The organism is Bacillus sp. 275, from assembly GCF_001999205.1.
GTDB lineage: Bacteria > Bacillota > Bacilli > Bacillales > Bacillaceae > Bacillus > Bacillus velezensis.
This window is the reverse complement of sequence record NZ_CP019626.1, coordinates 434,532-459,911: the sequence shown is the minus strand read 5'-3', so window position 1 is coordinate 459,911 and position 25,380 is coordinate 434,532. Positions and strand designations below refer to the sequence as shown.

Genomic DNA, 25,380 nt, shown 5'->3' with positions numbered 1-25,380 from the left:
GGGTGTCGATTGCTTTGACTACTAAAAAAACAGCGCCTGATTTGTTATTAGTTATCATTACGTTATTGCTTTTAACAATAGGATTAATTATGGTCTACAGTGCAAGTGCGGTATGGGCGGATTATAAATTTGACGACTCGTTTTTCTTCGCGAAAAGGCAGCTGCTGTTTGCGGGGATCGGCGTCATTGCCATGTTTTTCATAATGAATGTGGATTATTGGACATGGCGCACATGGTCGAAGCTGCTTCTGATCATTTGTTTTTTTCTGCTTGTACTTGTGCTGATTCCGGGAGTCGGAATGGTGCGGAACGGTTCAAGAAGCTGGATCGGAGTGGGAGCGTTCAGCATTCAGCCTTCGGAGTTTATGAAACTCGCGATGATTGCGTTTCTGGCTAAATTTCTTTCTGAAAAACAGAAGAATATTACGTCATTCAGACGCGGATTCGTTCCCGCGCTCGGAATCGTGTTTTCTGCATTTATTATTATTATGTGCCAGCCAGACCTGGGAACGGGGACGGTAATGGTGGGCACGTGCATCGTGATGATTTTTGTTTCCGGTGCGCGAATCGCTCATTTTGTGTTCCTCGGACTCATCGGTTTAAGCGGATTTGCGGCACTAGTTCTGTCCGCTCCTTATCGGATTAAACGGATTACCTCTTACTTAAACCCATGGGAGGATCCGCTTGGAAGCGGATTTCAGATCATTCAGTCGCTCTATGCCGTAGGTCCGGGCGGTCTGTTCGGGATGGGGCTCGGCCAAAGCCGGCAAAAGTTTTTTTACCTGCCGGAGCCGCAAACCGATTTCATTTTTGCTATTTTATCTGAGGAACTCGGCTTTATCGGCGGTTCGCTCATATTGCTGCTGTTCAGTATTTTATTATGGCGGGGCGTCAGGATTGCTCTCGGCGCGCCGGATTTATACGGAAGCTTTGTCGCCATCGGTATTATTTCTATGATAGCTATTCAAGTCATGATTAATATCGGCGTTGTGACGGGGCTGATCCCGGTAACAGGAATTACGCTGCCGTTTTTAAGCTACGGAGGCTCATCACTGACGCTGATGCTCGCAGCGGTCGGCGTGCTTTTAAATGTCAGCCGGTACTCGAGGTATTGATCTGTATCTTGCCTCATCACTCATGATTTATTCGTTATCTATAAAAAAACAGACAACATCAATAACCCTGTCCTAAAAAACAGGGTTATCGCTATGTGATTAAGGGGGACATACGAATGCGTATTGCAGTAAGCGGAGGCGGAACCGGAGGACATATTTATCCGGCCCTGGCCTTTATTAAAGAAGTTCAGCGCCGGCATCCGGATGTGGAATTTTTGTATATCGGAACAGAGAACGGTCTTGAGAAAAAAATTGTTGAACGGGAAAATATCCCGTTTCGCGCCATTGAAATTACAGGTTTCAAACGAAAACTTTCTTTTGAAAATGTAAAAACCGTCATGCGTTTCTTAAAAGGCGTGAAGAAAAGCAAATCATATTTAAAAGAGTTTAAACCGGATGCCGTTATCGGTACAGGCGGCTATGTATGCGGTCCGGTCGTATACGCGGCGGCAAAAATGGGAATTCCGACGATCATTCATGAGCAAAACAGCCTGCCCGGCATCACAAATAAGTTTCTCTCGAAATATGTTAATAAGGTGGCAATTTGCTTTGAAGAGGCAAAATCGCATTTTCCTGCTGAAAAAGTTGTGTTTACGGGAAACCCGAGAGCCTCTGAAGTCGTCTCAATTAAGACAGGCCGCTCGTTAACTGAGTTCGGGCTGAAAGACAATCAAAAAACGGTGCTCATTTTCGGCGGAAGCAGAGGCGCGGCTCCCATTAACCGTGCCGTTATAGATATGCAGGAAGAATTGAAAACGAGACCTTACCAAGTGCTTTATATTACCGGGGAAGTGCATTACGAGAAGGTAACGGCTGAGCTGAAAGGCGGAAAAGCCGCTGATAATATGGTGACAAAACCGTTTTTGCACCAAATGCCGGAGTACTTACAATCAATTGATGTCATTGTGGCCAGAGCCGGAGCGACGACGATTGCGGAAATCACCGCTCTCGGCATTCCGAGCGTGCTTATTCCGAGCCCGTATGTGACAGCCAATCACCAGGAAGTCAATGCGAAGGCGCTCAGCCAGCATGACGCTGCAATCGTACTGAAGGAAACCGAGCTCACCGGAGAAAAACTGATCGCTGCGCTGGACAAAATCGTCATGAATGAAGAAACCTTAAAAGACATGAGTGAGCGGACAAAATCACTCGGTGTTCCGGATGCGGCAGCCAGACTGTACAGTATCATGGAAGACATAAAAAAATAGAGCAAATGGAATGCGGAGGTTTATGATGGAGAACGTAATTCAGGAATTAAGAGACCGCGAAGTCGGCAAAGTGCTGGAACAAGAACCGCTCGCGAACCATACAACGATGAAAATCGGCGGTCCGGCGGACATTTTGATCATCCCCAACCGTGTGGAAGCGGTCAAAGATATTATGGATATTGTGAAGAAACATGATCTGCCATGGACGGTTATCGGACGGGGTTCAAATCTGCTCGTGCTTGATGAAGGCATAAGAGGAGTTGTCATCAAGCTGGGAGCGGGTCTGGATCATTTGGAGATTGACGGTGATCAGGTGACAGTCGGAGGCGGCTATTCGGTCGTCCGGCTTGCGACTTCCATGAGTAAAAAAGGAATGTCCGGTCTCGAATTTGCAGCGGGCATTCCCGGATCAATCGGCGGAGCCGTCTATATGAATGCCGGGGCGCACGGATCTGATATGAGTGAGATTCTTGTGAAAGCCCGTATCTTATTTGAAGACGGCACAATCGAATGGCTCACGAACGAAGAGATGGATTTCAGCTACAGAACGTCTGTTTTGCAGAAAAAACGCCCCGGCGTCTGTCTCGAGGCAGTTCTTCAGCTTGAGCAAAAGGAACGGGAAGCCATTACGGCGCAAATGCAGCAGAACAAAGATTACAGAAAAAATACGCAGCCGTATTCGAGCCCATGCGCCGGAAGCATATTCAGAAATCCGCTGCCGGATCATGCCGGAAACCTCGTTGAAAAAGCGGGATTAAAAGGACATCAGATCGGCGGAGCAAAAGTGTCCGAAATGCACGGGAATTTTATCGTCAATGCCGGCGGAGCGACTGCCAAGGACGTTCTTGATCTGATTGAATATGTGAAAAAGACAATCCGTGAGCAGTATGATGTTGACATGCATACAGAAGTTGAAATCATCGGAGGGAATCGTTAAAAGGTTCTCTGATTACATGAGCTCATGTGATATACTTTTAACAAATGTCAAACGGCATCACAGCATGCCGTTTGTTTTTCAATCAGACGAATGTCAAGCTGTTTCATTCTTAGTGAGGTGGACAGGCAGTGAACCCAAATCATGAAAGAGAAAAAATCGTAAATATTGAAGAGCGGATTCCGAAAATCAAAGAGCAGCGGAAGCAAAAAGCAAACCGCCGGCTGATTTCATTCATTGTGCTCTTTTTTATGATGGTGCTGATCATCGTGTACTTGCAGATGCCGATCAGCAAAGTGTCTTCTGTCACCGTTTCCGGAAACGAAAACGTGTCTGTAAAAGAGATCAACGCGCTTTCTGATATACATAACGGACAAACCGAGTTCTGGAGTCTGAACAAGAAACAAACAGAAGAAAAGATTGAGCAGAATAAGCTGGTGAAAAAGGCGGAACTTTCAAAAGTATTTCCTAACAAAGTCAGCATTCACATTGAAGAATATAAGACGATCGCGTATCTGCAGCGACATGATGTGTATTATGAAGTGCTCGAAAACGGCACTGTGCTGCCGAACGAAGTCACGCCGGATGACGCGGGCCCGATTTTGGTTGACTGGACAAACGCGAAAAAGCGGATCAAAATGGCGGAGCAGCTTGATAAGCTTTCCGGTTCGCTTAAGCAGTCGATTTCTGAAATCTATTATACACCGGTAAAAATGGATCAGGACCGGATCAAGCTGTATATGAACGACGGGTATGTAGTTACCGCTTCTATTAAAACGTTTGCCGGCCGGATGAAGACCTATCCTTCTATCGTTTCCCAGCTGGACGGCGGGAAAAAGGGGATTATCCACTTAGAAGTCGCTACATATTTTGAAGAATTTAACAAAGGTAAATCCGGCAAGAAAAAAGAAAATGATTAATAGTTCTAAAGAACTAATTTAAAGGTGATTCAAAAGAATCTATTACAATCAGCGGGGCAGCCGATATAACCGATAGCGGAATCATTATGACTATGTTTGTTTTTGCCCGGGATATGGCTGCCGGACAAGCGGAAAATTCTCAATGCAATGGGCGTGTCTTCTGCAATGAGCATTGCATTTGGAATTTTCCTCCTGTTTCTTCTTTTTTCGGATGTTTCTGGCAATATCTATAGCTTTTCTGGAGGTTCATCTTAGTGTAGACTAATGGAAAGCGGGTATATTTGCATCTGGTTTGCACAGTATGGCACCGTGACAAGAAATCTTACGGTAAGGTGGGCCTTCTCTAAAAAAAATAAAAAAAATACGATATAAAAGAGGATATACATAGAATATAACGAATAGTTTCATTAAACATAAATTGTGAGAAATCAGATAAGAATTTGTTGATGCTGTTGTTTTTGTTACACACTTGTAAAGCCACATTCATTGTATTGTTGTTCCGCAAATAATAGAATAGAATTTGATCGAAATGTGAGGAGGTGCCATAGAATGAACAACAATGAACTTTACGTCAGTCTTGACATCGGTACGTCCAATACAAAAGTGATCGTCGGAGAAATGACAGATGATTCCCTTAACATTATCGGAGTGGGAAATGTACCGTCTGAAGGGTTGAAAAAAGGCTCAATCGTTGATATAGATGAAACCGTTCATTCTATAAGAAAAGCGTTTGACCAAGCTGAAAGAATGGTAGGTTTTCCGCTGAAAAAAGCCATTGTCGGCGTTAATGGAAATTATATTCATATTCAAGATACGAACGGCGTTGTCGCTGTTTCCAGTGAAAACAAAGAAATTCACGTTGAAGACGTCCGCAGGGTAATGGAAGCGGCACAGGTCGTGTCAGTTCCGCATGAGCAGCTGATCGTAGACGTCGTTCCGAAACAGTTTATCGTTGACGGAAGAGACGAAATTACCGATCCGAAAAAAATGCTCGGCGTGCGCCTGGAAGTAGAAGGCACGCTGATTACCGGCTCCAAAACGATCTTACATAATTTACTTCGCTGTGTGGAGAGAGCGGGCGTTGAAATTACTGATATTTGCCTGCAGCCGCTTGCGGCCGGTTCGGCGGCTTTGTCAAAAGACGAAAAAAACCTCGGAGTCGCCATGATTGATATCGGCGGCGGCTCGACGACGGTGGCGGTATTTGAACAGGGGCACCTGAAGGAGACAGCCGTCATTCCGCTCGGAGGCGAAAACATCACGAAAGATGTATCGATCGGATTGCGCACTTCCACCGAAGAGGCTGAAAGAGTAAAAAAACAATTCGGACATGCATTCTACGATGAGGCTTCAGAAGATGAAGTATTTGAAGTCACCGTCATAGGAACGAATCAAAAGCAATCTTTTACACAGCAGGAAATTGCTAATATTATTGAAGCAAGAGTGGAAGAGATTCTTGAGATTGCCGCAGCCGAAATTGAGCATATGGGAATTACAGATCTGCCCGGCGGCTTTGTGCTGACCGGCGGACAGGCCGCAATGCCCGGAGTGCTTTCATTGGCACAGGAAGTGCTGAGGCACAATGTAAGGGTCGCAAGCCCGAATTATATCGGTGTAAGAGACCCTCAGTATATGACGGGTGTCGGCTTGATACAATTTGCCTGCCGAAATGCCAGAATTCAGGGAAGAAAAATAGGCTTTCATATGCCGGAAGAAGCCGTGCAGGAAATCGCGGTCTCTCACGAAGAAGAACATCATCAGCGGCCAGAGGCGCAGCAGCGTCCAAAAGCAAAACAAAAAACACAAGCCGAACACAACAAACCGAGCAAAATGAAAAAACTATTAAGCATGTTTTGGGAATAGATTGATAGTCATTCGGCAGATTAGGAGGATTTAGCATGTTGGATTTCGAAACAAACATAGACGGCTTAGCATCAATTAAAGTAATCGGAGTAGGAGGCGGCGGTAATAACGCGGTCAACCGAATGATTGAAAATGAAGTGCAGGGTGTAGAGTACATTGCGGTAAACACGGACGCGCAAGCTCTTAACCTGTCAAAAGCGGAAGTGAAAATGCAGATTGGGGAAAAGCTGACCCGCGGTCTCGGAGCGGGAGCGAATCCGGAAGTCGGCAAAAAAGCCGCTGAAGAAAGTAAGGAACAAATCGAAGAAGCGCTAAAAGGTGCTGACATGGTGTTCGTTACAGCCGGAATGGGAGGCGGTACCGGAACGGGAGCCGCACCGGTTATCGCGCAAATCGCAAAGGACTTAGGCGCTTTGACTGTCGGTGTCGTAACAAGACCGTTTACATTTGAAGGAAGAAAACGTCAGCTGCAGGCTGCAGGCGGTATCACGGCAATGAAAGAAGCCGTTGACACACTGATCGTTATTCCGAATGACCGCATTCTTGAAATCGTCGATAAAAACACACCGATGCTTGAAGCATTCCGTGAAGCTGATAACGTGCTTCGCCAAGGGGTGCAAGGTATCTCTGACCTCATCGCGACGCCTGGTTTAATCAACTTGGACTTTGCCGATGTCAAAACGATCATGTCCAACAAAGGTTCAGCATTGATGGGTATCGGGATCGCTACGGGCGAAAGCCGTGCTGCTGAAGCCGCCAAAAAGGCGATCTCCAGTCCGTTACTGGAAGCGGCAATCGACGGAGCGCAAGGTGTTTTGATGAACATTACGGGAGGTACAAACCTGAGCCTCTACGAAGTGCAGGAAGCAGCCGATATCGTCGCTTCTGCATCCGACCCTGATGTCAACATGATTTTCGGTTCAGTTATCAATGAAAATCTGAAAGATGAAATCGTCGTCACCGTTATTGCGACCGGTTTTATCGAACAGGAAAAAGATGACTCAAAACCGCAGCGTCCGACTTTAAACCAAGGATTGAAGTCTCAAAGCCAAAACGCTGCGAAACGTGAGCCGAAACGAGAAGAAACTCAGCATCAAAACACGGTGAACCGCCATACATCACAGCCGGCGGATGATGCCCTCGACATTCCTACATTTTTAAGAAACCGCAACAAACGCGGCTGATGTAAAAAAGGACAAGACCACATGGTTTTGTCCTTTTTCTTTTGTGCACAGTCTTCCTTCCTATCCCCATGATCTATACAGTGAAAAAAGAAACTTTATACCTATGACGAATTGATTGTTTTTTAGTTTCATACGGCTTTCTACAGAATGCGACAATATCTGGATGGAAGATTGTCTACATTTAACGTACAGCATCGAAATGACAAACGATTCCAATTATGAAGGAGGGATACACATTTTATAGGCGTTACCAAATAAGGGGGGATACGATTGAAGAAAAAAACAAGAAACAGATGGACAGGCTCCGTTTTAAGCGCGATTGTCGTCAGTTCCCTGTTGTTTCCGGGTGCAGCCGGAGCGAACAGCACACCGGGGGCAGTTTCTTTCACCAAAGATCTTTCTTCCTCTAAGAGCATTCAGCATAAGATTTCCGATTCAGTCAAGAAGCGTTTTGAAAAAAATGATAAAGTCACGTTTCTTATCAAATTTAAAGAGAAAGCCAATACGAAAAAAGCGGTCAAAGAAGCAGAAAAAAACGCCAAGTCTCAATCGCTTTCCGCAGCAAAAACCGAATATCAAAAGCGGTCAGCCGTCGTTTCTTCTTTAAAACTGGCGGCTCATGATGCGCAGCAGAATCTGAAAACATATTTGGAAAAACAAAAAAAGAAAGGCAAGGCTGATCACATCCATTCCTATTATATTGTCAACGGAATGGCAGTCACTGCTTCGAAAGAGGTAATGGAAAAAGCCGCCTCATTTCCTGAAGTAGAAAAAGTTCTTCCGAATGAAAAACGTCAGCTTACTCAACGACAATCAAAAGCTCCTTTTCAAATGAAGAAAAAACAAAAAGAGATCAAAGCAAAGGAAGGCATCGAATGGAATATCAGCCAAATTGATGCGCCGCAGGCCTGGGCTTCAGGATACGACGGAACCGGCACGGTTGTCGCCTCCATTGATACGGGAGTTCAGTGGGATCATCCGGCGCTTAAAGAAAAATACCGGGGTTACGATCCTGAAAATCCCGCAGCGCCGAATCATGAAATGAACTGGTATGATGCCGTGTCCCATAAAGACGCTCCCTACGATGATCTTGAACACGGCACTCATGTAACAGGGACCATGACGGGTTCAGAACCTGACGGCTCAAATCAAATCGGTGTGGCTCCGGGGGCGAAATGGATCGCAGTAAAAGCATTTTCAGATGACGGAGGAACCGATGCCGATATTTTGGATGCCGGGGAATGGGTGCTCGCGCCTAAAGATAAAAACGGCACACCCCATCCCGAGATGGCGCCGGATGTTGTTAATAATTCCTGGGCAGGCGGTTCGGGAATGGACGAGTGGTACCGCGATATGGTGAATGCGTGGAGAGCGGCAGGGATTTTTCCGGAATTCTCTGCGGGAAATGAAGACTTATTTACACCGGGAGGACCTGGGTCAATCGCAAATCCGGCCAATTATCCTGAAGCATTTGCGACAGGTGCGACTGACATCGACAAGAAACTCGCTGATTTCTCACTTCAAGGCCCCTCACCGTATCATGAAACAAAACCGGACATTTCGGCTCCGGGAGTGAATATCCGTTCTTCGATTCCTGGAGGAACATACGAAGGCGGCTGGGACGGAACTTCAATGGCCGGGCCGCATGTGGCGGCGACGGCGGCTTTGTTAAGGCAGGCGAACGCCTCTATTACGGTCGATGAAATGGAAGACGTTTTGACGCGCACCGCCGAAAAGCTGACAGATTCCGTTTTTCCGGAATCACCGAATAACGGTTACGGCCACGGTCTCGTTAACGCTTTTGATGCCGTTTCTGCCGTAACGGACGGAATCGGAAGCGTAGAAGGCAAGGTCTCTTCTGCGGGCGAAGATCACAATCCGCCCAGCTTTCACCATGAACCGGTCTCAGCGGCTTACAAAGGGGCAAACCTTCCGTTGACGGTTACAGCAGAAGACGATGTAAGCGTAACTGAAGTCATCCTTTCCTATCAGTTTGATGAAGGAAAGTGGAAAACGACAGCCGCCGTTCAAAAAAGCGGTGATGAAAAAAAGGGAACATACCAGGCGGAGATTCCGGATGTAACGGGAAGCAAGGTAAGTTATAAATGGACCATAAAAGATTTCGGAGGTCATTCTGTAGAATCTGATACGTACAGGGCTGACGTGAAACCGAGCATTACGGCGGGATACAAAGAGGATTTTGAATCACAGCCGGCGGGCTGGTCCAGTTACGGGACACATGACCAATGGGAATGGGGTATCCCGGGTTCAGGGCCCGGCACTGCATTTTCCGGAGATAAAGTGTATGCGACGAATCTGTCCGGCCCTTATGCCGATTCAGCCAACATGAATTTGGTGATGCCTCCGATTCAAGTTCCGGAAACAGGACGGCTGTTTTTGCAATTTAAAAGCTGGCACAAGCTCGAAGAATTTTTTGATTACGGGTATGTGTTCGTTCTTCCGGAAGGAAAATCAAATTGGGAGCAGGCGGCCGTTTACAATGGTGACTCCGCAGGATGGAACGATGAAGAGGCGGATTTATCTGCGTATAAAGGCCAAAACATAAAGCTCATGTTTAATATGCAGTCTGACGAAGTACTCAATGAAGACGGATGGTATATCGATGATGTCCGGCTTTCAAGCAGCCCTCTCGGCAAGGCGGCTAAAAAAAGTAAACACAATAGACAAACACCTCCCGGCCACCTGAAGAAAAAAGCCGTCAGTCCGAAACAGGCCAAACCGGCAGTGAAATCACCCGGAAAAAGAGTGAAACGTGAAACAAACCTCCTCCCTCTCAGAGCGCAAATCAGTGTCGCCGAGACGGGGAAATCCGTATATTCCGACCCTGCAAGCGGAAGCTACAGCCTGTCACATAAGGCGGGAAGCTATACGCTGAAAGCCGAGGCTTACGGATTTAAGTCCGCTTCGAAACAAGTTTCTATTCAATCGGACAAAACCGCACAGGCAGACTTTACACTGGAGCAAATGCCGTCCGGCACGCTAAAAGGAACCATCACCAATCAGTCAACAGGCGAACCGGTAAAAGGGGCTGCGCTTTATGTGGCTGAGGATGCCGCAATTGAACCGGCGGTGACAAACGATAAAGGGGAATATTCGCTTAAGGCGTACGAAGGCTCCTACACAATCAAAGTAGCGGCAAAAGGCTTTTACAATAGCGAATTTTCCGTTGACATCAAAGGAGATGCTGAAAAAAACGTCAAGCTTAAGCCGTATATCGGTTATGAAGGGGAAATTGCCTATGATAACGGAACGGAAGAAGCCGCGCTGTCATATTTTAAAGCCGGCAGCAAATCTGCCGTTAAGATGACGCTCAAAGACGGAAAAGAACACGGGATGCTGACGGGAGGCCTTTTTAAATTTTGGGGCGCCGACTGGCCTGATCCGGGCGGTACCGAATTTCAAGCAGAAGTATATGATGCATCCGGCCCTGATGGAGCTCCGGGCAGCAAAATTGCCGGCCCGTTCCAAGCTGAAGCGCTTCGAAACGGCGAATGGACCAGAGTGGATCTCAGCTCAAAAGGAATCGCGGTCGGAAAGGATTTTTATCTTGTGTTCCGCCAGACGAAACCCGATCCTTATACACCTGCCCTGTCATCTGATGACGGCAGTCCGTACTCGAACAGAAACTGGCAATACCTCGACGGCCGCTGGTCTAAAACCGATAAATCAGACGGAAACTTTATGATCAGGGCTTTGGTCGACTACGAAGCTTCTGTGCCTGACATAACGTCGCCTAAAGACCGGTCATTTACAAACAAGAAGTCAGTCACGGTGAAAGGAACGGCTTCACCAAAAACCGCTGTCCGTCTTACCAATAACGGTAAAACCGCCGCAGAAACGAAAGCAGATGCAGACGGCAATTTCCAGGCCGGCGTCACACTCACTGAAGATGCCAATCGGCTGACGGCGGCATCTGTGACAGACAGCGGGTCAACCGATGAGTCACGCCCTGTCACGGTCATACTGGATGAGGATAAGCCGGATGTGACGATTGACAGTCCGGCAAACGGTGATAAAACAAATAAAGAAGCAGTGACCGTAAAAGGAAAAGTGCACGACGCCCATTTAAAATGGGTAAAGGTGAACGGAAAAAAAGCTGAAGTTAATAACGGTTCTTATCAAGCGAGAACCCTTCTGGAAAACGGCAGCAATGAGATCAAGGTCACGGCCTCAGATGAAGCGGGTAACAAAACAACGAAAAAGACGGTGATCGATGTCAATTACAATGCTCCCGTCATTTCCGGATTGGTTCCCGGAGCGGATAAGGAATTAAAAGCCGGAGAATCAGTGAAAATCGCTTTTTCAAGCGGAAAGAAATTAGACGCTTCCTTCGTTATCCGTCTGCCTCTGACAAACGCCCGGGCAGGGAGCCAAAACGCAACAGAGCTTCCGCTGAGAGAAATTTCTCCGGGACGATATGAGGGTTACTGGACGGCGACTTCTTCCATCAAAGCAAGCGGAGCAAAAATTGACGTTATCGCTAGAGATGACTACGGAAATGAAACGAGACAGACGGCTAAAGGAAAACTTTATATCAATGAGTAAGACAGAGCGCTGCCAGATCACGGCAGCGCTTTTTTAGTTGAAGCGGACAATAGGAAAGCAACCCTTTCGGCCCTCGACAAATAAAACGGTTATCCCTTAAAAATTGTACTTTACCCTCAACATTAATTGACAGACTTTCCCACAGAGCTTGCTTTATACTTATGAAACAAGAGAGAGAAACAGATAAGTAAGACAAAAGAGGAAAGGGGTCAGATGTGAAAATCTATCTGGATGTCATTTGGCTGTTGAACTTTTGTTTTGATTCTCTTTTGCTTTTATTGACCGCCTTTATTTTAAAACGCCAGGTAAAAAAAAGAAGAGTGGCCGCCGGCGGTTTCATCGGGTCAGCCATTGTGCTTCTGATGTTTACGCCTGTTTCTCCCTTTGTGGAGCATCCGGCGGGAAAAATGGCGTTTTCAGTAGTCATCGTGCTTGCGGCTTTTGGCTTTAAACGGTTCCGATACTTTTTTCAAAATTTGTTCGCCTTTTATTTCGCGACTTTTCTCGTCGGCGGGGGAATGATCGGCGTACATTCCCTGCTGCAGACAGAATCAATTGTGCAGCAAGGCGTAATGGTCACAAGCCAGACCGGATTCGGCGACCCGATCAGCTGGATGTTTGTAGTTATCGGATTTCCGGCCATATGGTTTTTTTCGAAAAAGAGAATTGAAGACATCGAGACGAAGTCCATTCAGTACGATGAACTTGTCATGGTGCAGGCGGAATTCAGCGGACAGACAATCCGCGCGAAAGGATTGGTGGATTCCGGGAATCAGCTGTATGATCCGCTGACGAAAACGCCGGTCATGATCCTTCACATTGACAAATTCGCTCCGATTCTCAGCGAAAAGGAAACGGACCTCATAAAATCCGCCGGTCCGCTTGAAGTGATAGAGCAGCTTGATGATTCGTTCCGCCATGCGGATAAGCTGAGGCTGATTCCATACAGGGGCGTCGGCCAGGACAATCAATTTTTACTCTGTTTAAAGCCGGATTACGTCACGATTTTAACAAAAGACGAAATGATCGCTTGTGAAAAATGCCTGATCGGCATCAGCACAAAACCATTATCCGCGGACGGTGAATTTGACGGAATCGTTCATCCGAAGATGCTGACAGGGAAGGCTGTAAAACATGTTTCCTGACGAAAAGTCTGTTATTCATCATACTCAAAACGCGTTGTATTTAGAAGGGGGAGGAAGATGAAAAAACTTAAGCTGCGTCTGACATATTTGTGGTATAAATGGCTGATGAAACTCGGACTGAAAAGCGATGAAGTGTATTACATAGGAGGAAGCGAGGCGCTGCCGCCGCCTTTGTCTAAAGAAGAGGAGCAGGTGCTCTTATTAAAGCTGCCGAGCGGGGATCAGGCGGCGCGGGCCATTCTGATTGAGAGAAACTTACGTCTTGTCGTTTACATTGCCCGCAAATTCGAAAATACCGGCATCAATATCGAGGACTTAATCAGCATCGGTACCATCGGTTTGATCAAAGCGGTAAACACTTTTAATCCGGAAAAGAAAATCAAACTCGCCACCTACGCGTCGCGATGTATCGAAAACGAAATTTTAATGTACTTGCGCCGAAACAATAAAATCCGTTCAGAGGTGTCCTTTGATGAACCGCTGAATATTGATTGGGACGGAAACGAGCTGCTGCTTTCGGATGTGCTCGGCACAGATGATGATATTATTACAAAAGACATTGAAGCCAATGTGGATAAAAAACTTTTGAAAAAAGCGCTTGAGCAATTAAACGAAAGAGAAAAGCAGATTATGGAACTGCGTTTCGGGCTTGTCGGAGAAGAAGAAAAAACACAAAAAGATGTAGCCGACATGATGGGGATTTCACAATCTTATATCTCCCGGCTCGAAAAGCGGATTATCAAAAGACTGAGAAAAGAGTTTAACAAAATGGTGTAAAATTTTTTCCATCTGACAGCCCTTACTGCTGCAAGGATTGCCGCAGCCGGATGTTTATTTCTGTAAAATGGCGGTGCATATTTTTCCCACCCGAGGAGATACTTAACGTTGTACAGCAGCTCCTAGTGGGAGGGAAAAACGTGTCAAGAAATAAAGTCGAAATTTGCGGGGTGGATACCTCCAAATTACCGGTGCTCAAGAATGAAGAGATGAGAAAGCTGTTTAGGCAATTACAGGATGAGGGCGATGATTCAGCGAGGGAAAAGCTTGTAAACGGCAATCTGCGCCTTGTCTTAAGCGTCATTCAGAGGTTTAACAACAGAGGAGAGTATGTTGATGACTTATTTCAGGTCGGCTGCATCGGACTAATGAAATCCATTGATAATTTTGACCTAAGCCATAATGTTAAGTTTTCAACATACGCTGTACCGATGATCATCGGAGAAATCCGCAGATATTTGCGGGATAACAATCCGATCCGCGTCTCGAGGTCGCTTCGCGATATCGCATATAAAGCGCTTCAAGTAAGAGAGCGGTTAATCAGTGAGACAAGCAGGGAGCCGACAGCAGAGGAAATCGCCAAAGTTCTTGAAGTGCCCCATGAAGAAATTGTGTTTGCCCTTGACGCCATCCAGGATCCGGTTTCACTGTTTGAGCCGATTTATAATGACGGCGGCGATCCGATTTACGTGATGGACCAGATCAGCGATGAGCGCAATAAGGATACACAATGGATTGAGGAGCTGGCTCTGAAAGAAGGCATGAGAAGACTGAACGAACGGGAAAAAATGATTTTGCGAAAGCGCTTTTTCCAAGGGAAAACCCAAATGGAAGTCGCTGAAGAAATCGGCATATCCCAAGCTCAGGTCTCAAGGCTTGAAAAGGCAGCCATTAAACAAATGAATAAGAATATCCATCAATAACGGAAAAAGCCTTTAAACCTTGTTTAAAGGCTTTTTTCATGCGATGGTTTACGTTTGCAAAAAAGTGATGTATTCTAATGTGTAAAAGTTTTTGGAAAATTTAAATAAAGTAAACGGGGGAAACTGCAATGATTTTACAGCTGGACAGTGTGTCATTAAAAAGAAACGGGAAATGGATTTTGAAAGATATCAACTGGCGCGTCGAGAAAAACGAGAATTGGGTGCTGTACGGATTAAACGGAGCCGGAAAAACGGCTTTGCTGAATATGTTATGCTCTTATTACTTCCCCACTTCAGGAGAGATGCAGGTGCTCGGCCATCAATTCGGCAAAACAGAGCTCGGTGACAGGCTCAGAAGGAAAATCGGCCTTGTTTCGGCAGGTCTTCAGCACAAATTATATGCCGCGGACTCCGCTTTTGAAATCGCCCTCAGCGGCGCGTACGCCTCAATCGGGCTGTACGAAACTCCGAGTGAGCAGGTAAGGGAAAAAGCGATCGGTCTTCTGAAGGATTTGGGCGCCATCGGTTACGCCGACAGACGGTATGAAACATTATCACAAGGGGAAAGACAAAGAGCGCTGATTGCGCGGGCGCTTATGGCTGATCCGGAACTGCTGATTTTGGACGAACCCGTGACGGGTCTTGATTTTATGGCAAGGGAGCAGCTGCTGGACACGATTACGTCGATCGCCGAAAAAGAAAATGCGCCGTCCATCCTTTATGTCACCCATCACGCTGAAGAAATTCTGCCGGTATTTGATCAGGCGCTGCTTTTAAAACAGGGCGAGGTGTTCGCCTCCGGGAAAATCAGGGACATGCTTTCTGACGAGCGGCTTACAGCGTTTTTCGATATGCCTGTCAATGTCTTATGGAACAATGGCCGCCCGTTTTTAACACGTGCAAAAGAGGCATCATCCGTAAAATAACATAAATTCACCCTGGGGGTGCTGCCATGCGGCTGAGAGAGACGTTGTCTCAACCCTTAAAGGACCTGATCCGGATCATGCCGGCGGAGGGAAGCGGTGAAAAAAGCGGAGGAAGATCCGTTTTTTACCCGTTTCATTTCATGAATGAAACGGTTTTTTTGATACAGCCAAAGGGGAGATTTCTAATGCATCAGATTGATATGCTGTTACACCAGGCGGAAAAACGGCGGAATGACTTCATACATATTGCTGAAAGGTTGATAGCCTTTCCGACTCCGGCCCCGCCAGCAAGAAATACGGCAGAAGCCCAAAAGTGGGTGGCCGGCTTTTTAAAAGAAACGGGCTTCTCGGTCGATATGTGGGATGTGTATCCGGAAGATCCGAATGTAGTCGGTGTTTTAAAAGGGACAGATTCAAGCAGGCATCAAAGCCTGATTTTAAACGGACACATTGATGTGGCAGAAGCCGGGGGCGAAGACTGGCACTCTGACCCGTTTCAGCCGATCGTAAAAGACGGCATGCTGATCGGAAGGGGCGCCGCTGATATGAAAGGGGGTTTGGCGTGTGTTCTTTTCTCTCTGAAGCTGATCCATGATGCCGGCATTGAGCTTCCGGGCGACCTCATTGTACAGTCTGTAATCGGAGAAGAAGTCGGTGAGGCGGGGACGCTGGAATGCTGCAACCGCGGCTATCACGCGGATTTTGCGGTTGTTGCGGATACGAGCAGCCTGCATATTCAAGGGCAGGGCGGTGTCATCACCGGCTGGATAGAATTGAAAAGCAAACAAACATTTCATGACGGCATGAGGCGCAATATGATTCATGCGGGCGGAGGCACATTCGGAGCGAGCGCCATCGAAAAAATGGCAAAAATCATCACTGCCTTGGGAGAGCTGGAGCGCCACTGGGCGGTAACGAAAAGCTATCCCGGCTTTGCGCCCGGCACCAATACGATCAACCCCGCCGTCATTGAAGGCGGAAGACACGCAGCGTTTGTCGCCGATGAATGCCGGTTATGGATCACCGTCCACTTTTATCCGAACGAAACGCACGAACAAGCAGCCGCAGAAATCGAAGACTATATTAATCGTGTCGCTGACAGTGATCTGTGGCTCAAAGAAAACAGGCCGGTGTTCAAATGGGGCGGATCTTCGATGATTGAAGACAGAGGAGAGGTGTTCCCGGCGCTGGAAATCGACCCGGATCATCCGGCAGTTTCTGTCTTGGCTGCATCACACTCAGCCGTCAGAAAACAGGAGCCCGTCATTGATGTTTCCCAAACCGTAACTGACGGAGGGTGGCTTTATCATGCCGGGATTCCGAGCGTCATATACGGTCCCGGCGATTTAAAAAACGCCCACTCCGTAAACGAGGAAGTGTCCGTTGATGAGCTTATGGACTATACGAAAATTATGCTGAGATTTATCCTCGGCTGGTGCAGCCGCAAAAAAGATTGCCCGAGGTGACAAGGTTCAGCCAGGCCGTTCATATAATAGGAAAAAGAACGGGCAAAGGGCGTGATACGGATGATCAGCATATCTGAATTTCAAATAAAAGATGTGGTAAACGTGTCGAACGGAAAAAAACTCGGAAGCATCGGTGATATTGATATTAACGTGACAACGGGAAAAATTCAGGCGATTATTTTAGGCGGCAGCGGAAAAGTTCTCGGTTTTTTCGGAAAAGAAGAGGAAATGATCATTCCTTGGCGAAATATAGTTAAAATTGGGGAAGATGTCATCTTAGTGCGTGTAAACGAACCAAAGGGGGGAGAGTAATCCTCCCTTTACTTGTAAAAAGCCGGAAATCTCAATGTTTCCGGCACATTTATTTATCTCATTTTTCAATCAGCCGCTAAACGTATGCTTAAAATTGTGTTAAAATGAGTGGGAAATTACGCTTTTTTAATGTTTGTCGAAAGGTTGGATCTCCATGAATACATATCACCCGTTTAGTCTTACCACCCCCTCGGCACTCATGATAGAAGACTGGAACTGTGTGAATCAGCTTAACACAAAGGTCATCGCCGGATTCACAACGAAAAACGGCGGTGTCAGCAATCCTCCGTATGAGTCATTAAATACCGGATTGCACGTCCGGGACGAAGCTCATGATGTTGTGACAAACCGTGAAGTCATAGCGTCCTTATGCGGTACTGATCTGGATTCCTGGGTGTTCGCCGACCAGACACATGAAAACCGCGTCCGGCGCGTAACAGCCGGGGATAAAGGAAAAGGAGCGAGAGACTATTCTTCCGCATTCCGCGGGACGGACGGGCTCTACACGAAAGATGCGAATCTTTTTTTGGCCCTTTGTTTTGCGGACTGTGTGCCCTTGTATTTTTATGACCCGGTGAAATCCATTATCGGCGCTGCCCATGCCGGATGGAAGGGGACGGTCAAACAAATCGGACGCATCATGACGGAACGCTGGGTAAACGAAGAAGGCTCCCGTTTAACAGATATTCAGGCTGTCATCGGTCCGTCCATCAGCGCGGGAAGCTATACAGTCGACGACCGCGTCATCAATGAAGTGCGGGCGCTGCCTTTTACGGCTGAATCCGCCATATGCGAGACGGAAAAAGGCCAGTATCAGCTTGATTTAAAAGAGGTCAACCGTCTTCTTCTGATACATTGCGGCATTCCGGAAGAAAACATTTCAGTCAGCGGTTTATGCACCGAACGAGAGCGTGAACTATTCTTTTCACACCGCCGCGACAAAGGAAAAACGGGACGCATGATGTCCTTTATCGGAATGAAGGAGGCGTAAGATCTTGCGTGTTGCTGATCAATTACGACATATAAACGAAAGAATAAACGAAGCATGTAACAGATCGGGCCGAAGCCCCGAAGATGTTACCGTCATCGCGGTTACAAAATACGTATCAGCCGAAAGGGCTCAAGAGGCCGTTGATGCCGGTATTACAAGTCTGGGAGAAAACCGGGATGCCGAGCTTATCCATAAGCAGGAAGTCATCAAAGGCAGCCCGGAGTGGCACTTTATCGGCAGTCTTCAGTCCAGAAAGGTGAAGGCCGTCGTTGACCGTGTATCTTATATACATTCCTTAGACAGACTGTCATTGGCAAAAGAGATTGAAAAACGGGCGCAGCATGCGGTTCGCTGTTTTGTGCAGGTGAATACTTCGCTTGAGCCGTCTAAGCACGGTTTGAAAACAGAGGAGGTCATCCCCTTTATCAGAGAGCTTTCTGAGTTTAGAAACATTTCTGTAGAGGGCCTGATGACGATGGCTCCCCTGACAGACGATACAGAAACGATCAGAGCCTGCTTCCGGCAATTGCGTGATCTGAGGGATCAGGTGCAAAAACTGAATCAGACAAACGCCCCGTGCAGGGAACTGTCAATGGGCATGTCAAATGATTATGAAATCGCTGTTGAAGAGGGCGCAACTTTTATCAGAATCGGCTCTTCATTAGTCGGAAATGAACCGGGGGGTGTAAACAAATGAGCATGAAAAATAAACTGAAAAACTTTTTCTCAATGGATGAGGAGGAGTACGAGTACGAATACATTGAAACGGAGCAGGATCATCCGGAAGAGCATGAACAGCAGAAAGAGAAACAGCCTGCTTACGCTCAGAAGCCGCAGGGCAAGCAGAACGTAGTAAGCTTGCAAAGTGTTCAGAAATCCTCTAAAGTGGTGTTGAGTGAACCGCGTGTATATGCGGAAGCGCAGGAAATCGCCGATCATTTAAAGAACAGGCGGGCGGTTGTCGTCAATCTGCAGCGCATCCAGCATGATCAGGCGAAAAGAATCGTCGACTTTTTAAGCGGTACCGTCTACGCCATCGGCGGCGACATTCAGAGAATCGGTTCAGATATTTTTCTGTGCACGCCTGATAATGTCGACGTTTCCGGCACGATTTCGGAGCTTATAAATGAAGACGAACATCAGAGGTGGTAAAGCAGGATGATTCTTTATCAAATTTTTTCCGTTCTGAGTTATTTAATTTACATCTACTCGTTTGCCCTGATCATCTATATCTTTATGTCATGGGTGCCGAGTACGAGAGAAACGGCGGTCGGACGGTTTCTCGCAGCGATTTGCGAACCGTATTTAGAGCCGTTCAGAAGGATCATTCCGCCCATTGCCATGCTGGATATATCCCCGATTGTAGCGATTATCGTGCTTCGGTTTGCCACGACGGGACTTTGGGGCCTATACCGCATGATCGCAATGTATACTTGAATGCGACAGTTTGATACGGGCTTGGCACCAGCCAAGCCTCTTTACATAGAAAGGAAAGAACATGAGCGATATTTACCAGCACTTCAGACAAGACGAGCGGCCTTTTATTGATCAGGCGCTTGAATGGAAACAGATTGTCCTGGACCAGTATCGGATGAAGCTGACTGATTTCTTAGATCCCAGAGAACAGGTCATTGTAAAAGCCGTTATCGGCGACGCCTGCGGTCTTGCGTTTTTCGGAGGATATGACAGAGCTGAGCGCAAACGCGCGATTTTATACCCTGAATATATGGAACCTGAACAGGATGATTTTGAGCTTCGGGCTTTTGACGTTCAATACGCTGAAAAATTCGTCAGCATTGACCACCGCTCTCTTCTCGGATCATTAATGGGGATCGGCTTAAAGCGGCAGAAATACGGCGATCTGATTTTCTCAGAGGAAGCCGTGCAGCTGATCGTCTCCGGTGAAATCGCCGATTTTGTCAGCACTCAGCTGACCAAGGCGGGCAAAGCGCCGGTAAAGCTTGAGAAAATCGAGCTTTCCGCTCTTCACATTCCCGCTTCAGATGTCGAAATAAGGGATGACACGGTTTCTTCATTGCGTCTCGACGCCGTCTGCGCTTCAATGAGCAGGCAATCCCGGCAGAAAGCGCAGGCGCTTGTGAAAAACGGGCTCGTTAAGGTGAATTGGAAAGCCATTGAAGATCCGTCTTATCAGGTTGCTGAAGGGGACATGCTCTCGATTCGCGGCTTCGGACGATGCAGTTTGGCAAAAGTTGACGGAAAAACGAAAAAAGACAAATGGAAAGTTACATTTGAACGGCAAAAATGAGTCGTTTTTTCAGTTTTTTTCTCCATCTGTGCCGTATTTGTTTTATAATGTGAACTAGATAACCGTACTGAAATGTAAAAATGGAGGTGGCAATATGCCATTAACGCCGAATGATATCCATAACAAAACGTTTACAAAAGGTTTTCGCGGATATGATGAAGATGAAGTAAATGAATTTTTAATGCAGGTCAGAAAAGATTACGAAATCGCACTCCGTAAAAAAACGGAGCTTGAGGCGAAAGTGAACGAGCTGGACGAAAAAATCGGCCACTTTGCCAATATCGAAGAAACGCTGAATAAATCAATTCTCGTAGCCCAGGAAGCCGCAGAAGACGTAAAGCGCAACTCGCAAAAGGAAGCGAAGCTGATCGTCCGTGAAGCAGAAAAAAATGCTGATCGCATCATCAATGAGTCGCTTTCCAAATCAAGAAAAATCGCAATGGAAATCGAAGAGCTGAAAAAACAGTCTAAAGTCTTCAGAACACGTTTCCAAATGCTGATTGAAGCGCAGCTCGACCTGCTGAAGAACGATGATTGGGATCATCTGCTGGAATACGAAGTCGACGCGGTATTTGAGGAAAAAGAATAATTTTCTGATTTTCTTGACATTCTCCGGCCCGTTCGAATATAATACGTTCATAAATTCAGATGAAAAGACGATTGAAAGGGACCGGTATGACTCAAAACAGGCTATAAAGCGACCCGGGGAAGGTGAAAGCCCGGGATGGCCGGAATCATGCAGATCAGCCCTTTAGTTTCCTTTCTGAACCGAGAGTAGGAAAGGACGTTCCATCACGTTACGATGTTCGAGAGGAAAAGACGGATGATCCGTTTTTTCTAAAAGGGTGGTACCGCGAGATAAGCTTTCTCGTCCCTTATGGGATGAGAGGGCTTTTTTTATTTTCTGAAAAATGTTGTGGAGGAATGAAAATGGATTACAAAGATACGCTGTTAATGCCGAAAACAGATTTTCCGATGCGCGGAAATCTGCCGAATCGTGAGCCGGACATGCAAAAAGACTGGGAGGAGCAGGACATTTACCGTCTTGTTCAAGAACGGACGAAAGACCGCCCGAAATTCGTATTGCATGACGGACCTCCTTATGCAAACGGAGACATCCACATGGGCCATGCCCTGAACAAAATCCTGAAAGACTTCATCGTCCGCTATAAGTCAATGAGCGGCTACAACGCACCGTACGTGCCGGGCTGGGATACGCACGGACTGCCGATTGAAACGGCGCTGACGAAAAACAAAAAAGTAAACCGGAAAGAAATGTCCGTCGCTGATTTCCGCAAACTATGTGAAGAGTACGCTTGGAAGCAAATCGAGGGACAGCGTGAGCAATTCAAACGTCTTGGTGTCCGCGGTGACTGGGAAAACCCATACGTGACATTAAAACCGGAATACGAAGCGCAGCAAATCCGCGTATTTGGTGAAATGGCAAAACGAGGCTACATTTACAAAGGCCTTAAACCGGTTAACTGGTCACCTTCAAGTGAGTCTGCTCTGGCTGAAGCCGAGATCGAATATCAAGACAAACGTTCAGCATCTATTTACGTCGCTTTTGGTGTAAAAGACGGAAAAGGCGTTCTTGAAAACGGCGAGCGCATCATCATTTGGACAACAACGCCTTGGACAATTCCGGCGAACCTCGGAATTTCAGTGCACCCTGATCTTGAGTACAGCGTGATTGCAGTAGGTGAAGACCGCTTTGTCGTAGCAAGTGCCTTAGTCGAAAGTGTTGCATCAGCATGCGGATTTGATCAGTATGAAGTGACAAGAACGGTCAAAGGAAAAGACCTTGAGAACATTATCGCTGAACACCCGCTATATGGCAGAGACTCTCTCGTTATGCTTGGTGAACACGTAACAACTGATGCCGGAACAGGCTGTGTTCATACAGCGCCAGGACATGGGGAAGATGACTTTATCATTGGCCAAAAATACGGTTTAGATGTGCTTTGCCCGGTCGATGAAAAAGGTGTAATGACAAGCGAAGCTCCTGGGTTTGAAGGCATGTTCTATGATGATGCAAACAAAGCGATCACACAGCAGCTCGATGAAAAAGGCGCACTTGTGAAGCTTGAATTCATTACTCACTCTTATCCGCATGATTGGAGAACAAAAAAACCAACCATTTTCAGAGCGACAGCGCAATGGTTTGCGTCTATTAAAGATTTCAGATCAGACCTGCTGGATGCCATTAAAGAAACCAAATGGGTTCCTGAATGGGGTGAGCAGCGTTTGCACAACATGGTTCGGGACCGCGGAGACTGGTGTATTTCCAGACAGCGTGCGTGGGGTGTGCCGATTCCGGTATTTTACGCTGAAAACGGAGAACCGATTATTACAGATGAAACCATTGAACATGTTTCTGAATTGTTCAGACAGCACGGATCAAACATCTGGTTTGAAAAAGAAGCAAAGGATCTTCTTCCGGAAGGCTTTACGCATCCTGGCAGCCCGAACGGCACATTTACAAAAGAACAGGATATCATGGATGTTTGGTTTGATTCAGGCTCTTCACATCAAGCAGTGCTTGAAGAACGTGATGACCTCGTTCGCCCGGCTGATTTATACCTAGAGGGATCTGACCAATATCGCGGCTGGTTTAACTCTTCTCTTTCTACAGCAGTAGCCGTAACAGGAAAAGCGCCGTATAAAGGTGTGCTCAGCCATGGGTTCGCACTGGATGGAGAAGGACGCAAGATGAGTAAATCAATCGGTAACGTTGTTGTTCCGGCTAAAGTCATGAAACAGCTTGGTGCCGACATCTTAAGATTATGGGTATCGTCAGTGGATTATCAGGCGGACGTTCGCGTGTCTGACGCCATTCTGAAGCAGGTCGCGGAAGTATACCGGAAAGTCCGCAACACGTTCCGCTTCCTTCACGGCAACCTGTTCGATTTCAATCCAAGTGTCAATGCCGTTGATGTAAAAGATCTCCGCGAAGTGGATCAATATATGCTGATCAAGCTGAATAAGCTGATCGATAAGGTGAAAAAAGCGTACGATGAATATGAATTTGCGGTTGTTTATCACAGCATTCACAATTTCTGTACGATCGAGCTCAGCTCTTTCTATCTTGATTTTGCAAAAGATGTTGTGTACATCGAGCATGCGGATCATCCGGACCGCCGCAGCATGCAGACCGTCTTCTATGAAACGCTGCTGGCGTTAGTGAAGCTGACGGCGCCGATTCTCCCGCATACGGCGGATGAAATGTGGTCTCACTTATCATTTGTTGAAGAAGCGAGCGTGCAGCTGACAGATATGCCGGAAACCATTGCTGTTCCGGACAGTCAAGCGACAGAAGAAAAGTTCGACCGCTTCATGGAGCTTCGAAACGACGTGCTGAAAGCTTTGGAAACAGCCCGTAACGAAAAAATTATCGGAAGATCATTGGAAGCGAGCCTGACTTTGTATCCGAACAAAGAAAACCGCGACCTCTTGTCATCCATTAAAGAAAATATCGCGCAGCTGTTTATCGTCTCAGAACTGACAGTAAGAGACGAAAGTGAAGCGCCTGAAAACGCGCAAAGCTTCACAACAGGAAAAATGACCGTAGAAAAAGCGGAAGGCCAGATGTGTGAACGTTCCCGCGTAATTTCTAAAGATGTCGGAGCCAATCCGAAATATCCGACATTATCACTGCGCAATGCGGAAATCGTTGAAAAATATTATCAAAAATAATGAATGAGAAAGCGCCCGGTGACAGCCGGGCGCTTTTTTTACATGCCACTAATGTCATCGATTAGAACGACAGGAAAAATCTTATGGGCTTCAAATGGCGCCCTGGGGGCAACAATAAAGCTATAACATCAAGAGCAGGAGTTGTGATGAATGAATGATCAACTGACCGCAATCCACACGGAGCTTCTCATGATGAAAGAAGAACTTCAATCAAGATTATTCGAATATTCTTGCTTTCAAATGTCAGCATCTGTTGAACCTTCAATGAACGACCAAGAAGCAACTCTGATCTATCATATAAAAGAAGAACTTCAGGACGTTCTTCTTGCCCTGTCTAAGTTTGAAAACAATACGTACGGTTATTGTGAAAAAACAGGCGACCCCATTCCGATTGAAAAACTTGCGGTGCTGCCGACGGCCAGAACCGCTGATGATTTCTATTATCCCGCTCAATTTGAAAAGAAAACCCTTCCATATTGGGAACCCGGAGATTATGCATATGATCAGGCGCTGTATGAGTGACAGCGTCTGTTTGCATGCGCTTATGATCTGCCTTTACTCTGGCACCTTTTACTGATAAAATTCATAAAGGATAAAAGTAACTGTATACTGGAGGAACGTGTGTGCTTTATTATCTTATCGCTCTTTTTATTATTATTGCCGACCAATTGACCAAATGGCTTGTCGTCAGCCATATGGAATTGGGACAAAGCATACCTGTCATCGACCAGGTGCTTTATATCACATCTCATCGCAACACGGGAGCGGCGTGGGGGATTTTAGCCGGCCAAATGTGGTTTTTCTACGTCATTACCATCGCCGTGATTATCGGAATCGTTTATTACATACAGCGTTATGCAAAAGGGCAGATGTTACTCGGAAGTTCTCTCGGCTTAATGCTGGGCGGTGCGGCCGGAAACTTTATTGACCGGGCGGCGCGCCAGGAAGTGGTGGATTTTATTCATGTCATCATCGTGGATTATCACTATCCGATTTTTAATATCGCGGACTCCTCACTGTGCGTCGGTGTAATACTTTTATTTATTCATATGCTGTTTGACAGCGGGAAAAAGAAGGAGCAATAA

At 46.6% G+C, this 25,380-nt stretch carries 22 protein-coding genes, 1 riboswitch and 1 other annotated feature; all 22 genes read left to right on the top strand.

Going from position 1 to position 25,380, the window contains the following annotated elements; genetic code table 11:
• Window positions 1–14: 14 nt before the first annotated feature.
• The 22 genes from spoVE (at window position 15) to lspA (ending at window position 25,380) form a co-directional block, all read left to right on the top strand.
• The gene (spoVE, locus tag BZ167_RS01795; RefSeq protein ID WP_033574593.1) at window positions 15–1,115 is read left to right on the top strand and encodes a stage V sporulation protein E; all 1,101 of its coding nucleotides are present in this window, start codon (window positions 15–17) and stop codon (window positions 1,113–1,115) included.
• A 116-nt stretch (window positions 1,116–1,231) separates the two neighbouring features.
• Window positions 1,232–2,323: an undecaprenyldiphospho-muramoylpentapeptide beta-N-acetylglucosaminyltransferase gene (murG, locus tag BZ167_RS01790; protein WP_015417423.1), complete on the top strand. Its 1,092-nt coding sequence runs from the start codon at window positions 1,232–1,234 to the stop codon at window positions 2,321–2,323.
• A gap of 25 nt (window positions 2,324–2,348) precedes the next feature.
• Window positions 2,349–3,260, top strand: coding sequence for a UDP-N-acetylmuramate dehydrogenase (gene murB, locus BZ167_RS01785; protein WP_007409709.1), 912 nt, complete (start codon window positions 2,349–2,351; stop codon window positions 3,258–3,260).
• 128 nt (window positions 3,261–3,388) lie between these two features.
• Window positions 3,389–4,177 carry a cell division protein FtsQ/DivIB gene (locus tag BZ167_RS01780; RefSeq protein ID WP_015417424.1) on the top strand — a complete coding sequence of 263 codons (789 nt, stop codon included), beginning with the start codon at window positions 3,389–3,391 and terminating at the stop codon, window positions 4,175–4,177.
• 549 nt (window positions 4,178–4,726) lie between these two features.
• Window positions 4,727–6,040, top strand: coding sequence for a cell division protein FtsA (gene ftsA, locus BZ167_RS01775; protein ID WP_003154425.1), 1,314 nt, complete (start codon window positions 4,727–4,729; stop codon window positions 6,038–6,040).
• A gap of 35 nt (window positions 6,041–6,075) precedes the next feature.
• Window positions 6,076–7,224, top strand: a complete 1,149-nt coding sequence (gene ftsZ / locus BZ167_RS01770; protein ID WP_003154424.1) for a cell division protein FtsZ — start codon at window positions 6,076–6,078, stop codon at window positions 7,222–7,224.
• Between the two features lie 270 nt (window positions 7,225–7,494).
• A complete protein-coding gene (locus BZ167_RS01765) occupies window positions 7,495–11,790 on the top strand; it encodes a S8 family peptidase (protein WP_039251560.1) in 4,296 nt (1,431 codons plus the stop codon).
• 215 nt (window positions 11,791–12,005) lie between these two features.
• Complete coding sequence (gene spoIIGA, locus BZ167_RS01760) at window positions 12,006–12,935, top strand: sigma-E processing peptidase SpoIIGA (protein ID WP_061890585.1); 930 nt, start codon at window positions 12,006–12,008, stop codon at window positions 12,933–12,935.
• A gap of 57 nt (window positions 12,936–12,992) precedes the next feature.
• Window positions 12,993–13,712 carry an RNA polymerase sporulation sigma factor SigE gene (sigE, locus tag BZ167_RS01755; RefSeq protein WP_007409714.1) on the top strand — a complete coding sequence of 240 codons (720 nt, stop codon included), beginning with the start codon at window positions 12,993–12,995 and terminating at the stop codon, window positions 13,710–13,712.
• Window positions 13,713–13,852: 140 nt separating this feature from the next.
• On the top strand, window positions 13,853–14,635 hold the full coding sequence (gene sigG / locus BZ167_RS01750) for an RNA polymerase sporulation sigma factor SigG (RefSeq protein ID WP_003154420.1): 783 nt from the start codon (window positions 13,853–13,855) through the stop codon (window positions 14,633–14,635).
• A 128-nt stretch (window positions 14,636–14,763) separates the two neighbouring features.
• On the top strand, window positions 14,764–15,561 hold the full coding sequence (locus BZ167_RS01745) for an ABC transporter ATP-binding protein (RefSeq protein ID WP_007611292.1): 798 nt from the start codon (window positions 14,764–14,766) through the stop codon (window positions 15,559–15,561).
• A 4-nt stretch (window positions 15,562–15,565) separates the two neighbouring features.
• A riboswitch (TPP riboswitch) is annotated at window positions 15,566–15,670 on the top strand.
• A 76-nt stretch (window positions 15,671–15,746) separates the two neighbouring features.
• Window positions 15,747–17,027, top strand: coding sequence for an acetylornithine deacetylase (locus tag BZ167_RS01740; RefSeq protein WP_077392203.1), 1,281 nt, complete (start codon window positions 15,747–15,749; stop codon window positions 17,025–17,027).
• 60 nt (window positions 17,028–17,087) lie between these two features.
• A complete protein-coding gene (locus BZ167_RS01735; RefSeq protein WP_015417429.1) occupies window positions 17,088–17,339 on the top strand; it encodes a YlmC/YmxH family sporulation protein in 252 nt (83 codons plus the stop codon).
• 154 nt (window positions 17,340–17,493) lie between these two features.
• Window positions 17,494–18,330: a peptidoglycan editing factor PgeF gene (pgeF, locus tag BZ167_RS01730; protein WP_014304972.1), complete on the top strand. Its 837-nt coding sequence runs from the start codon at window positions 17,494–17,496 to the stop codon at window positions 18,328–18,330.
• Window positions 18,331–18,334: 4 nt separating this feature from the next.
• The gene (locus tag BZ167_RS01725; RefSeq protein ID WP_012117511.1) at window positions 18,335–19,027 is read left to right on the top strand and encodes a YggS family pyridoxal phosphate-dependent enzyme; all 693 of its coding nucleotides are present in this window, start codon (window positions 18,335–18,337) and stop codon (window positions 19,025–19,027) included.
• Window positions 19,024–19,482: a cell division protein SepF gene (sepF, locus tag BZ167_RS01720; protein ID WP_033574590.1), complete on the top strand. Its 459-nt coding sequence runs from the start codon at window positions 19,024–19,026 to the stop codon at window positions 19,480–19,482. The genes BZ167_RS01725 and sepF overlap by 4 nt, the downstream gene beginning before the upstream one ends.
• 6 nt (window positions 19,483–19,488) lie before the next feature.
• Window positions 19,489–19,767, top strand: a complete 279-nt coding sequence (locus BZ167_RS01715) for a YggT family protein (RefSeq protein WP_003154408.1) — start codon at window positions 19,489–19,491, stop codon at window positions 19,765–19,767.
• Window positions 19,768–19,828: 61 nt separating this feature from the next.
• Window positions 19,829–20,599 carry a YlmH family RNA-binding protein gene (locus BZ167_RS01710; protein WP_007409722.1) on the top strand — a complete coding sequence of 257 codons (771 nt, stop codon included), beginning with the start codon at window positions 19,829–19,831 and terminating at the stop codon, window positions 20,597–20,599.
• A gap of 94 nt (window positions 20,600–20,693) precedes the next feature.
• Window positions 20,694–21,188, top strand: a complete 495-nt coding sequence (divIVA, locus tag BZ167_RS01705) for a septum site-determining protein DivIVA (RefSeq protein ID WP_003154406.1) — start codon at window positions 20,694–20,696, stop codon at window positions 21,186–21,188.
• A 61-nt stretch (window positions 21,189–21,249) separates the two neighbouring features.
• Window positions 21,250–21,478, top strand: a binding site (T-box leader).
• 51 nt (window positions 21,479–21,529) lie between these two features.
• Window positions 21,530–24,295: an isoleucine--tRNA ligase gene (gene ileS / locus BZ167_RS01695; RefSeq protein WP_062623339.1), complete on the top strand. Its 2,766-nt coding sequence runs from the start codon at window positions 21,530–21,532 to the stop codon at window positions 24,293–24,295.
• Window positions 24,296–24,445: 150 nt separating this feature from the next.
• Window positions 24,446–24,817, top strand: coding sequence for a TraR/DksA family transcriptional regulator (locus BZ167_RS01690; RefSeq protein ID WP_007409725.1), 372 nt, complete (start codon window positions 24,446–24,448; stop codon window positions 24,815–24,817).
• 101 nt (window positions 24,818–24,918) lie between these two features.
• Window positions 24,919–25,380, top strand: coding sequence for a signal peptidase II (gene lspA, locus BZ167_RS01685; protein WP_053573420.1), 462 nt, complete (start codon window positions 24,919–24,921; stop codon window positions 25,378–25,380).